The 12,572-nt window shown below is 38.6% G+C and carries 13 protein-coding genes; 6 read left to right on the top strand and 7 right to left on the bottom strand.

Annotated features, from left to right (window positions below; genetic code table 11):
* The 4 genes from CK510_RS16900 to CK510_RS16915 form a co-directional block, all read left to right on the top strand.
* Positions 1-602, top strand: a 602-nt coding sequence (locus tag CK510_RS16900; RefSeq protein ID WP_245912185.1) for an HD domain-containing protein, incomplete at its 5' end; no start/stop codon positions are given.
* A gap of 121 nt (positions 603-723) precedes the next feature.
* Complete coding sequence (locus tag CK510_RS16905) at positions 724-2,082, top strand: cytochrome P450 (RefSeq protein WP_095722822.1); 1,359 nt, start codon at positions 724-726, stop codon at positions 2,080-2,082.
* Between the two features lie 7 nt (positions 2,083-2,089).
* Positions 2,090-2,674, top strand: coding sequence for a TetR/AcrR family transcriptional regulator (locus tag CK510_RS16910; protein WP_095722823.1), 585 nt, complete (start codon positions 2,090-2,092; stop codon positions 2,672-2,674).
* Between the two features lie 430 nt (positions 2,675-3,104).
* Positions 3,105-3,587 carry a protein tyrosine phosphatase family protein gene (locus CK510_RS16915; RefSeq protein ID WP_095722824.1) on the top strand — a complete coding sequence of 161 codons (483 nt, stop codon included), beginning with the start codon at positions 3,105-3,107 and terminating at the stop codon, positions 3,585-3,587.
* A 45-nt stretch (positions 3,588-3,632) separates the two neighbouring features.
* On the opposite strand, the gene CK510_RS16920 is transcribed toward CK510_RS16915, so the two are convergent.
* Positions 3,633-4,805, bottom strand: coding sequence for a n-acyl-d-glucosamine 2-epimerase (locus CK510_RS16920; protein ID WP_095722825.1), 1,173 nt, complete (start codon positions 4,803-4,805; stop codon positions 3,633-3,635).
* 60 nt (positions 4,806-4,865) lie between these two features.
* Here CK510_RS16920 and CK510_RS16925 point away from each other — a divergent pair, with 60 nt between their 5' ends.
* Positions 4,866-5,138: a DUF1345 domain-containing protein gene (locus CK510_RS16925; RefSeq protein ID WP_245912186.1), complete on the top strand. Its 273-nt coding sequence runs from the start codon at positions 4,866-4,868 to the stop codon at positions 5,136-5,138.
* Between the two features lie 115 nt (positions 5,139-5,253).
* Here CK510_RS16925 and CK510_RS16930 read toward each other — a convergent pair whose 3' ends face one another.
* Together CK510_RS16930 and CK510_RS16935 are read right to left on the bottom strand one after the other, a co-directional pair.
* Positions 5,254-6,045: a DUF4058 family protein gene (locus CK510_RS16930; protein WP_095722833.1), complete on the bottom strand. Its 792-nt coding sequence runs from the start codon at positions 6,043-6,045 to the stop codon at positions 5,254-5,256.
* Positions 6,046-6,297: 252 nt separating this feature from the next.
* On the bottom strand, positions 6,298-7,806 hold the full coding sequence (locus CK510_RS16935; protein WP_095722826.1) for a UbiD family decarboxylase: 1,509 nt from the start codon (positions 7,804-7,806) through the stop codon (positions 6,298-6,300).
* 770 nt (positions 7,807-8,576) lie between these two features.
* Here CK510_RS16935 and CK510_RS16940 point away from each other — a divergent pair.
* A complete protein-coding gene (locus CK510_RS16940) occupies positions 8,577-9,209 on the top strand; it encodes an exopolysaccharide biosynthesis protein (RefSeq protein WP_095722827.1) in 633 nt (210 codons plus the stop codon).
* A 356-nt stretch (positions 9,210-9,565) separates the two neighbouring features.
* Here the strand turns inward: CK510_RS16940 and CK510_RS16945 are convergent, their stop codons facing one another.
* The 4 genes from CK510_RS16945 to CK510_RS16960 all read right to left on the bottom strand — a co-directional run bounded on the left by CK510_RS16945 (position 9,566) and on the right by CK510_RS16960 (position 12,137).
* The gene (locus CK510_RS16945; protein ID WP_095722828.1) at positions 9,566-10,345 is read right to left on the bottom strand and encodes a photosystem II electron transport protein, Sll1252 family; all 780 of its coding nucleotides are present in this window, start codon (positions 10,343-10,345) and stop codon (positions 9,566-9,568) included.
* Between the two features lie 176 nt (positions 10,346-10,521).
* The gene (locus CK510_RS16950; protein ID WP_095722829.1) at positions 10,522-11,058 is read right to left on the bottom strand and encodes a GNAT family N-acetyltransferase; all 537 of its coding nucleotides are present in this window, start codon (positions 11,056-11,058) and stop codon (positions 10,522-10,524) included.
* 17 nt (positions 11,059-11,075) lie between these two features.
* A complete protein-coding gene (locus CK510_RS16955) occupies positions 11,076-11,591 on the bottom strand; it encodes a hypothetical protein (protein WP_095722830.1) in 516 nt (171 codons plus the stop codon).
* A 168-nt stretch (positions 11,592-11,759) separates the two neighbouring features.
* On the bottom strand, positions 11,760-12,137 hold the full coding sequence (locus tag CK510_RS16960; protein WP_095722831.1) for a hypothetical protein: 378 nt from the start codon (positions 12,135-12,137) through the stop codon (positions 11,760-11,762).
* Between the last annotated feature and the right edge of the window lie 435 nt (positions 12,138-12,572).

The following is a 12,572-nucleotide window of genomic DNA, read 5'->3' on the forward strand; positions in this document are numbered from 1 at the left end:
TATTAAAGTTGATGGGGATAAATGATGCAGTTATAATCAAAAAAACATTTATACTGATTGTTGATAATTATTCTATTGCAGGTCATTACTACCATAATTTAGAGCATATTGAACGGGTTTTGAAGATAATAAAATTACTACAAAAAGATACTAATTTCTCACCATCAATACAGTTAGCTGCTTGGTTTCACGACATTATCTACGATTCTCAAGCAAAAGATAATGAGGAAAGAAGTGCTGAGTATGGGAGAAGGTTGTTAATTTCTTTAAATATTGATGATGAGATTATAGATAATACTTGTCGTTTAATTTTAAATACTAAATATCACAAAGCTGAAATAAATGACTTTGATAGTCATGTGTTACTAGATGCTGATTTATCTATATTGGGAAGTAATCTAGAAGAATATCATAATTACAGTAAAGCGATTCGTCAGGAATATGCTTGGGTTCCAGATGAGAAATATATTGCTGGCAGAAAGGCAGTTTTGGAGAGCTTTTTGCAGCGTCGGATTTTTTTTACAGATGAATTATTCAATCGGTTAGAATTCGCTGCTCGTGAAAATATTCAAGCTGAAATTGATTTTTTGTCCCAGCAATAGAATAAAACATAGCCGATATGACTTCAACTTGCGAATAATTAATTGTATAAACACACTGGTAGTTACCCGTAAAAATGAATAATATATAGATATATTCATTATTCATTTTTGAGGTAATTCGATGAAAGTATCTAATCGTCAGCTACCACCAGGATTAGGAAGATATTTAGCCTTCAATCCAGAAGACATAAAAGAAAATCCCCTTGGTTTTTACCGTCGTATGTGGCAAGAGTATGGGGATTTGGTACGTTTACCAATATTACCGAATTACTGTATGTATCTAGTTGCACATCCAAATTACATAGAGCATATTTTATCAACTCACCAAGAAAGATATAGCAAACCAGATTTATTTAAAAAGCCAATGAATATGATGGCTGGTGAGAGTATTCTGACCAGTGAAGGGGATTTTTGGCTCAAGCATCGTCGTTTAATGCAACCTGCTTTTCATATGAAGCATCTCGCGAATCTTGCGATCGCAATGGTAAGTTGTACTGAGTCTTTGGTGCAGGAATGGGATAAAAAATCGGATGGTGAGATAATTGATATTGCAAGTGAAACGCTACGTTTGACTTTGAAAATAGCTGGATTGACTTTATTTAGTACAGATATTAGTGATGATTCGAGTAGTCTTGGTAAAGCATTTCGTACGGGGTTTGAGTTTGTTAATTACAAAATGAATAATTTGGTGACACCACCATTATGGTTTCCAACACTGCGTAATCTTGATTTTCGTCAATCAAAACAGACTTTGGATAATTTAGTTCAAGAAATAATTGATTCTCGTCGTCAAAATTCAGTAGATTCACCCGATTTATTATCAATGTTGATGGCAGCTAGAGATGAGGAGACTGGTGAAGGAATGAGTGATGAACAACTTAAAAATGAAGCGATTACTTTATTAATTGCAGGACATGAAACTGTCGCATCAGCGTTATCATGGACTTGGTATCTGTTGGGACAAAATCCAGAGATTGCTGCAAATATGCAAGATGAATTAGGGAAAGTATTGAATGGTAGTAATCCCACATTTGATAAATTGCCACAGTTAGATTATACGAGAAGGGTATTTGAGGAAACTTTGCGTCTTTATCCTCCTGCTTGGGCATTGCCAAGGGTATCATTAGAAGATGATGAAATGGAAGGTTATTTTATTCCTAAAGGTACAATAGTTACTCTGGCAAAATTTATTACCCATCGTCATCCTGAATTTTGGGAAAATCCAGATGAATTCAACCCGGATAATTTTTTATCGGAAAAGGTGAATCAAAGACCAAAATTTGCATATTTCCCTTTTGGAGGAGGGCAAAGAATTTGTATTGGTAAAAGTTTTGCTTTAATGGAAGCAACGATAATTATGGCAATTGTAAGTCAGCATTTTAAATTAGAATTAGTTAATAATCATCCTGTAGAAATCGATCCAAGGTTTACACTACGTCCAAAATACGGGATAAAAGTTAAGTTGTGGAAGCGAAGTTAACTTGTACATGCAAAAATTAGATGCAGCAAAAAGAGAAGCTATTGTGAATGCAGCAAAACAGCGTCTTCGTAAGTATGGTATCCAAAAAACGACGATGCAAGAAATTGCTAAAGATGCTGGGATTGCAGTGGGAACGCTGTATTTATATTTCAAGAATAAAGATGATATTTTGGTTGCGAGTGCAGAAGCATTTACAGAGCAACACAAATTAGAGATAGAGGAGATTTTAAATTCCGCAAAATCTCCTCCTGAAAAACTTAAATTCTATATAGTTAATCGCTTTCGTGCATCAAAAGAGACAAGAAATAGTGGTTCCCATGCGGCAGAGTTAGCACGAGCAGTATTTAGATTAAATCCACAACTATTGCTAGAACAAAGTAATTGGACAAGGGATATTTTGTCGAAAATTCTTCAAGATGGAATGGATAAAAAGATATTTTCGATTGATAATTTAGAGCGGGATGTGGAAGTATTTTTACATGCGATCGCTTATTTTTTCCCAATCGCTACTACAGAGAGATATTTTGAACCGGAAGAGGATAAGTTATCTATGCTAATTGATTGGTTTACCGAAAAATGGTCTAAGGATTAATTATCGAAAATGTATGTGGTATTCCTTTTGAAACCATCTAAATCAATTCTCCACGTATAAGCTGAATACGATCGCATTCGTTGAAAAATCCGAGTTATGGTATTCGGCGATCGTAAATCGTTTGGGAGTCACAGCAGTCATGGTTTTTCTCGATATACACAAGTAAATTTTGCGATCGCTTATTTTTATTCTTTTTAACCGTAAAATGCTCAACTCATGGGGTAGTAATACAGAAATATGGTATGAATCAATCTAAGTAAGTTTTGCCCTTGAGTTCCTCCTGCATGAAAAAACTGCTCAAAAAACCCGTATTTTTAGCTGTGAGTATTGCGATCGCAACCCTGTTGATTGGTTATATCAGTAATCAGTTGCCAGCTTAAACTAAAATGTAATTCCAAATGCGATCGCATCAACATTAATCCAAAAGCCCATGTCTTCCATCCAACAAATCGAAGCATTTCTTCCCGTTTCCTTCACGATTAACACCTCTGGACAACCTACCCCGGAACAGTTCGCAGATATCGCATCGGCAGGTTATAGCATGGTTATCAACCTTGCAACCCCCGCATCGAGTAACTGGAACAGCAATGAAAGTGCGATAAGCGAAGCGCAACGCGAGTACGCGAACGTTGAAAGTCTGGGAATGGAATATGTGGGTATTCCCATCGATTGGGACAATCCTACCCTCAGCGACTTCGATCGTTTTGCGGAATTGCTCGATAAAAATCCAGAGCGGAAAACTTGGGTGCATTGTGCCAAAAATATGCGCGTTTCGGCAATGATGTATCTTTACCATCGACTTCGTAAAGGTTACACCGAAGAAGCTTCCCGTCGCTATCTCGAACAGATTTGGCAACCAAATCAAATTTGGCAAAATTTTATCGATGCAATCATAGAATTGTATGGGGAGTAAACAGAATCATCCCAACCACAAAAATCGTTATTAATATTGGGTATTCTATAAACCCTCAAATTGCTGCCAGCACAAGTACATTGCACGGGGTACATGAAAACAACCCTTCCATTTCCCCCCTTTGAGATTCAAAAGTACTTCTCCACGTCGATTTAAATAACCAAACCATTCCCCACACTCAGCATCAGCAAAATGGTTCCAAGCATAATCATGAACCTTCTTGTACCATTCCCAACAGATATCACGCTTCGTTAAACGATATGCGATCGCGAGTGCAACTAAAGTCTCTAAATGTACCCACCACAATTTTTGATCCCATTCCAATTGCTGTGGGGGATGTCCATCTGCATCCATGAAGTAGTACAATCCACCAAATTCTTTATCCCAAGCAAAATCAAGGATATTTAATACCACGTCAACCGCTTGATTAATCGTTTTGGTGTCGTTGCTGCGGCTAGCAATGTCCATAATAAACCACATAGCTTCGATTCCATGTCCAGGATTAATTAACCTGCCATCAAAGCAATCTAGATGGGAACCATCGGGGGTGACGTTTTCAAACATTAAGCCGCGATCGCGATCGTAAAAATCCCCCATGACTTCTTTCACAGTGGCATCAAGAACACTTTCCAAGGTTTCAGCAGTGAGTAACCATTCCATTTCCAAGGTTAAATTTGCCAATATCATCGGTACAGCTAAGGATTTCATTGGACGTGTACCGGGATATGCTTTGGTGTATTTGCCTTTAGGATTTTCTTGACGACGCAACACGTTATTATAAGCGGATATTGCCACATCTTTCGCCCATTCTTCACCACTCGCTAAGGCATATTTACTAAAAGCCATCGCAGCAAAGCAATCTGAAAAGATATTGTAGGGTTGAATTAATGGTTCTCCATTATGGTTGAGGGCAAAATACCAATTTCCTTCGCCATCTCTACCATGTTTTGCGAGGAAATTCGCACCATTACGGGCAATTTCCAGCCAATTTTCTTGTTTTTCATTTTCCAATTGGTTGTAAAGCATGGAAAATGTCCAAATTTGACGATTTTGCAACCAAATGAATTTATCCGTGTCGTAAACCTTACCTTCTCGATCCAAACAGGTAAAGTAACCACCTTGTTCGCGATCGCATGAGTATTTTTCCCAAAATGGCAGTACATCATTGAGGAGGGTGTTTTTGTAAAGTGTCGCTAGTTGTTGAAAGTTGTACTCCATCAATGTTTCCCCTGTTAGATTCTGGATTCTGGATTCTGGATTAACCCAAAATAAAATTTCTTGTTAATTATTACTTTGTTGGGGATAGACGACAATAGTCAGCACAATTCTCAGGAGCAATCTGGAGGGTTAGATTTTCCTGATGAAAATTATCCTGATTACTGGGATTTTCTATATTTCTCCTTTGTGATTGGCATGACTAGTCAAGTTTCAGATGTACAAGTTAAATCGCGCTGGATGAGACGTTTGACTTTGATTCATGGTGTTTTATCTTTCTTTTTTAATACTACAATTTTGGCAATGAGCATTAATATTATCGCTTCGCTAATTTGAACAATGTCCAAAATTATGGCAAATGAAAATTTACCTTAGGAACGAGGATTTATTAACATACAACTTTTTGTAGTAACCCAACATCAATCTACATAGTCACGCATTTCCACTTTATTTAATCCACATTCCTTAGCTCTTTCTTTTTTAAAAGTTCATCTACCCAAGTTGCATTTTCTTTCGATAGTGTAGGTACAGGTTCTTGATGGTAATCAATCACTAAATCATAACTTGCACGGTCATAAATATCATGAATAATCTGTTGTAAATCAATTAAAGGTTCCACATCTCCTAGTACCAAAGGAAGAGTAAAAACAGGAATTATATCTCTTAGATTAAAAGCATACAAATCACCTTGAGGACGACATTCACTACGACTAACCAAAACCCGGTAATCACTTCTTATTGTCGTTTCCAAAATTGGTAATGGTTCCCCAGCGCGTAATAAATCAATTTCGATTAAATGGGTAGAATTACGAAAGATACGCTGTCTTTTAGTTTCATAAGCAATACGTCCTTCACCTGGACGTTTATTTTTAGGAGACAAAATTTCGATCGCAGTAATAACTTCTTTTGTTTCAACTCGACTTACTTCTAAATATCTTTCTTTAACTGTTTCAGGAATCGGTAAAGTGACACTAGTCGGTTGAATTATAGGTGTGGCGACTGCAAGGTTATTAGTATTGCTAGAGGTTTGTGACTTTTGAACGGAAACATCGGGAATACCAACCAAAATTCTGTCATTGTTAGTAGTCGATTCATAAATTCGTTCCTCCACCGCAACAAAATATTTGGGACGCAGTTGTGGGGATAATAAATCTGCAAGAGCTATTATCAAACGTCCATGTACCCCCGACCATAATTCGGGATTTTCTAAATAGGGGTTCATTCCTGGAAACGGTGAAGGCATAATAATACCTCTAACTCTAGGTTGTGGTTGGGAAATATCAGGAATATGTTGATGCTGTAAATTGTAGGGGTTTTCCGACAATATTTAATCTTGGGTGACAGCGCAAAATAGATTATGAGAACTCAAATATTTTGCGATCGCTGTAAAGCGGGTGCCTTGCACCATCGCCGTAGGCTAGCGGCATCGTTGATACATCCCATGACAACGTTAATATATATTGATCGGGAAACCCTTCCACCACAATGAATGGGATTACTTCATATCATACCCAAACAAATTTGGGTCAACTTCCCCCAATTCCAAATCCCCCAAACCATACTCAACCCATCTCCTCTCCACCATTGCCGCCACATCAACATCCGATTCCAACGGTTTCCCCCATTCATGTTCTGTCTCCGGGGGAATCTTCGTCGTCGCATCAATTCCCATCCTTCCCCCCAAACCCAATTTTTCACTGGCAAAATCCAACGTATCAAAGGGTGTATTCGGCAAAATAAATACATCCCGCACCGGATCGACCTTAGAACTTATAGCCCAAACAACCTGTCGAGGGTCACGAATATTGATATCCTTATCCACCACAATCACAAACTTAGTATAGGTAAACTGCGGTAAAGCACTCCAAAACGCCAACGCTGCCCGTCGTGCTTGTCCCGGATATGCTTTATCTATCGAGATAATTGCCGCTTTATAACTCAAAGCTTCCATCGGCAAGAAAAAGTCCACAATTTCACTAACTTGCTGCCGCAATATCGGCGTATATATCCGATTTAATGCGATCGCCATCATTGCTTCTTCCTTGGGAGGACGACCGCTAAATGTGGTTAAATAAATCGGGTCTTTGCGATGGGTCATACATTGGAACCGCACCAAAGGAGAATCCTCAACCCCTCCGTAATATCCCATGTGGTCGCCAAAAGGACCATCCGGTAACATTTCCCCCGGTGTAATTGTCCCTTCCAAAACTATCTCCGAGTCTGCTGGTACTTCCAAATCAACCGTTTTACACTTCGCCAAACTCACACCCGAACCACCATATAACCCCGCAAATAACCACTCTGACAAATCTACAGGAATCGGAGTCGCCGCCGCCATAATAATCAACGGGTCAACACCAAGTGCGATCGCAATTTCTAATTTTTTCCCCCTTTCCGCCGCTTTCCGCAAATGTCTTGCACCACCCCGCACAGACAACCAATGGACTGTCATGGTATTCTTCGATTGCAGTTGCAGTCTATATACCCCAACATTTGGTGTTCCCGTCTCGCAATCCCTGGTAATCACCAACCCCAAGGTAATTATCTTCCCCCCATCTCCAGGATAGGGACGTAGCATTGGTATTTTATTCAAATCCAGGTCATCACCCTCAATCACAACTTGCTGACAAGCTGGAAAAAAGTCCCTTCCTGGCTTTGCCTTGATGACATCGAAGAGAACCTTACCAAAATCAATCGCCTGGGAAATCTTCTTCGGTGGCTTGGGTTGCTGCAACATCGATAGCTTTTTCCCCAATCCTTCCAATTCTAGGGGATGTTCCATGTTCATTGCCCAGCAAATCCGTTCTACTGTCCCCATCAAGTTGACTGCAACGGGAAAATCTGCACCTTTGACATTTTCAAATATTAAGCCTGGACCACCTTTTGCTAGCATTCGGTTGGAAATCTCAGCTATTTCTAAATCTGAGTCTACTGGTGCAGTAATTCGCCGTAATTGTCCTCTTTCTTCCAATATTTTGATAAATCCGCGTAAATCCCGTGCCATTTTATCTGATTTCCCGATAATGAAGAAGTGTAAAGCGCTGTTCTCATTATCGGGTATTTACTAGCAAGGGGAGTTATTAATTTCTGGGTTGATTTGTCGTCAGACATCGCAAGAATCTTCCCCAAATAACTCTAAAATAGTCATACTATGCCCCCAACATACTACCATATCATTTTCTCTAAAAAAGTCAAATAGCCCTCAAACAACCAAAAATCGTTGAATTATTGAGAATTTATGTCAAATCTCTGATTGTCAAAGTTAATTTCTCTAAAAAAGCCTAAAACTCATATCCCATAAGTATCTTAGAGTTTAATTTCAAGGCTTTCATTCTCAATAAGTTTTGGCAAAGTCTCTTTAAATCCTATCTAATTGCGAACAAAATACGATTTACATTGTTTAAAGTCTTTGTGTGAATGGCTTTCAAGGATTTACACGTTCGACAGAAGCCAAAAAAGGGTAAAGAATAATTAACAATTATGTAAATTTTTAAAACGAAAAGTAAAGTAAATCAAGTTTGAGCTTGACTAAATCTGGAATTTATGTATTTAGGGATTTGGTAATATTATGATATTTTCTTGAGCAATGGATTATTTCTCTGAAATCCCTGGGAATTCGTAAATATTTTCATCCACTTAATAAGGACTTCTTTTCTTTCTTTCTTTCTTTCTTTCTTTCTTTTACCTTTTAATTTTGCTTTGGTGGACTTCCGAGTATCGCCTGTTGTCAAAGTATACTGAAAGAAACCTTAATCTGAGCTTTCAAGGTAGATTGTGTCAACTCCTGTAAATTCACACCCAGCCAATTTAAAATTTTCTCAGGAGATAAAGTTACTTTTACAACGATTAGCAGAACAGCCTTTAACTCTTGGAGACATATTAGCTGAAACCTCAGAACGGGGTTTTAGTTTAGTCATCGCATTATTGGTTTTACCGTTTTTGTTTCCCATGCCTCCAGGATTGACTGGTCCTTTTGGCGGTGCTTGTTTGCTGCTGTCAATGCAGATGATATTGGGAAAACGATCGCCTTGGTTACCCAAAAAAGTCGCTAATTATAAGTTTCCGCGATCGCTTTCCCAAGTGATTTTACAAAATTTACGTTGTGTCACCAGAATTTTAGAAAAAATTACCCGTCCCCGTTTAGCTCAGATTGCCAATCATAATTGGACTTGGCGATTAAATGGATTATGCATTTCTTGGTTAACGGTACTGTTAATATCCCCCATCCCCTTCACAAATCCCATCCCAACTGTCGGTATCCTCCTTTTGGCAGTTGCGGCGATTGAGTCGGATGGTTTATTAATGTGCATAGGCTATATATTAACGGTTTTGATATCTCTGCTTTTTGGTTTCATTGGTTATGCATTGTGGATGACTCCAGGTTTATTACCCAAGTTTATTACCTAGCATTTTCCAATAAAAAATAAAAATAAAAAAAACTCCCAGTCTTTTGAACTGAGAGTCGTGATGAATTAGCGCTTTTTTATGTCTCTGGTGAGAGAAAAATAAGTGCTAAGCTTGAATCCTTTCAAAGCCTTGTTTTATAAGCAAAACAAAAAATCTTGTTTGGAACTAAACACGGAAAAACAAGGTTTAGATTATTCTCTAATGAGAGTAATAGAAGAGCGTTAGGGTGCATCATTTTTTTGTATATACCAGAAACGCTTTCGTTACGCGGAGTTCTGTTACAGAAGAGAATTTTAACTTCTCTTGACTAGAAGCTCGCACAAGAGTGCGGCTTGCAGAAATCAAGCAGGTTGGAATTAGATGTATCTAGTAAGTTGAACGCGGTATCTATCTTTTTTGGTGACAGCAATTTCACCGACTTCCAAACGTCCCTTACCGCGAATAGCGATTAAATCACCTGTTTTCAGTTGGGAACTGGCTTGATTCGTTTCCTTCCAATTGACACGGACATCACCACCATCGATAAAGTCTACCATTTTGCTGCGGGACATTCCAAACCCAGCAGATGCGATCGCGTCTAATCTAAGTGAAGCTTCGACGGTTGTCAGTTCTTTTTTCTTGGGTTCGCGAATTTTTAACTCGCTAAATGCAATACGTCTTACTTGCACTGGTACGGAGCGAACCTGTTTCAAGTGTAGCTCTAAAAAGTCAGCTAACTCAGGCACAACGATAACTTGCGCTCCCCGTTCACCCAAAACAATCACATCACCTGTTTTGTCGCGAACAATACCAGTGCCGAGCATAGCACCGAGAAAATCCCGATGTGTGGCAGTATCAAAGAGGAAATTACCAGCAATATCGAGAGCAGCAAGTTCAACTTGAGACAGTTCGAGGGGAAGTTCGGAGCGTGCGATCGCAATTCGCTGACGTTCAGCTTGGGGATATCCACCCCCAGCGACCAAATGAATATCCGTCAAACGATTAAAAGACCTCTGAATTTCTGCCAATTCGGGAGGAGAGAGAAAATCAGTTTGGATAATCTCCCAAGTTTTAATCGCTTTTTCAGCTTGATCGATAACCCGCACAAAACTATCTCGATTTTCAACACCCTTTAAAAGTTCTTCCCGTGGCAGCATAATTTATCAAAGTTAATTTTTAGTAGTTTTAGGAGTGGGGTTTTCCCGCCCTTGCCAAGGACATGCTTGATAGATAAGTGTATATTTGGGATATTTTATTTTCTGCAAGTCGATTAGTGGTTAGTGGTTAGTTCTCCTTTGAAACTAATCAATGCCCAATTTCCAATTCCCAATAACTATTTTACCAATTCCCATTTAAATACGTTTACACCAGGTAAATCGGATACTGTGACGGTTTCGACATTTTGCATACCCAATTTTTCCACAACTCGAATCGAACCAATATTATCTTCAGGAGTATGTGCAATAATTCTTTCTGCTTCTAATTGAGTAAAAGCAAAATTTACTAAAGCTTCCACAGCTTCGGTTGCGTAACCTTGATTGCGATATGGGGTTAATACCTCATAGCCTACCTCTAAAGTATCCACAGCTTGTGGTTTTCCCCCAAAACCTAAATCACCAAGCAGGGTAGAATCATCGGTACGAATCATCAACCAAACTCCATATCCCAACTGGGATGGATCGGTTTTCAGCATACTGATATATTTAGGTAAAAAATCTTGAACCTCAGTTTCGTACCAATCATCGGGTACATAAGCAGTCAAAAGCTTCTCTAGTAAAGTCTTGTCCCTATCAATAGTCGCTTGAGCTACCTCCAAAGAACATGGAAGTAACTCCAGACGTTGTGTATCAATATATAAGATTTGATTCATTTAAAACAAAAACGTTATTAGGCATTAGAGGTATTCGAGTTGTCAGTATAACCTTGAATATTTTCTGGATCAAACCGACGTAATATACGGGTAGCATCACGAGTGAGAGTATCCGAACCCCGAACTACGATTAAATATTTCCCAGCATCAAGACGGTTGCGGTATGGTAGAGCATCCCCTCCACCAAAAACTAAGCCGACTCCACCACCAGAAACAATACTACCTAATCCACCACTTACTGCACCTAAAATTCCTCCAATAATTTTATTCCCAATATCACCTGCCCAAGGAAAAGTATCTAAACCAGTAATTGAGTTGAATGTAATACCAGCAAAAAAGCCAAATGGCACTAACCATACTGCCATGAATTTTGCTTGTTTGCCAGCTTGTTCTTTTGGATCGATTAAGCCAAACTCATCGGCTGTTTTGTAGCCTCTGCCAAGAATTGTACTATTTATACCTTTATCTTCTAATGCTATATTAGCGGCTTCGGCTTGAATTCGGTCTGGAAGTACGGCAACTAGATAATTCATCGATTTTATTGAGGTTTTGTTGAGGTTTTGTTGAGTTTGTTTTATCGATTTTCTTCTAATTACCAGAGTACCAGCGATAGCAAGCCCCAAATATCTGAATCAGAGAATTTGATCCAAAGAGTTAATGGTTAGTAGTGGCTGTGGCTTGGTAGTCAATAGTGGGTAAATTTATTTAATTGTGTCAAAAGGTTTACAAAAGTTATCAACACCTTGTTTAATGACGTACATCAAAACTGGTGTTGCCAATATACTGGGGAATCCTGGCATTGTTTTGATATGTTCCATCGTTTCTTTGATAGAATTGTTTTTTAATGTTGAGCGAAACTCTTGTCGGCAAATGACTGCACGCCAATTTCTGGCTAGTGCATCTAACCATTCTGAGTTTGCGCGTTCGGGTTGTTGTCCTACCCTGATTGCCAGTGTCATTGCTGCGTCTTCTAAATCCCCTTCGCAATCCTCAATGATATCGAGTGCTTGTAAAGCGAGGGGTTCTCCTGAGAGTTGCGATCTAAATTGTGCGATTTCTTTGGATGTAACTATAGTCATTGCGATTTTTCTGACTAACCGAGGCTTTTCATTTATCAGATTATGTTATTGCACTTTTGCCAATTGCGGGGAAAATTTGCTCTCAAAAGTTGATCAAGCCTATATCTATACTAAATTGCGATCGCACTTTTGCCTTTCCTACTCCCAAATTATTCCTATGCGATCGCAAAACATTCGGACTAGTTACTGATTCCGCACTTGTTCCAATTATTTTGTATCAATAGTTATAGTTAATGGAATTATTTACAGCAAATAGTTAATTTGACTAACAGTATAATTTTTTTATTTTTGTTATTTAAAAACTGTATTTACACTTAAAAAAGGCGACTTTAAACTAGAATTTAGAATTTCATGTTTGAACAAGCTTGTTCTGTTTAATTCCCCAGCAATAGAAAGGCAGCGTGCAAACTTTGCCACTGTCCGTATCCCCGTGGC

This window comes from Brunnivagina elsteri CCALA 953 (assembly GCF_002289455.1).
GTDB lineage: Bacteria > Cyanobacteriota > Cyanobacteriia > Cyanobacteriales > Nostocaceae > Brunnivagina > Brunnivagina elsteri.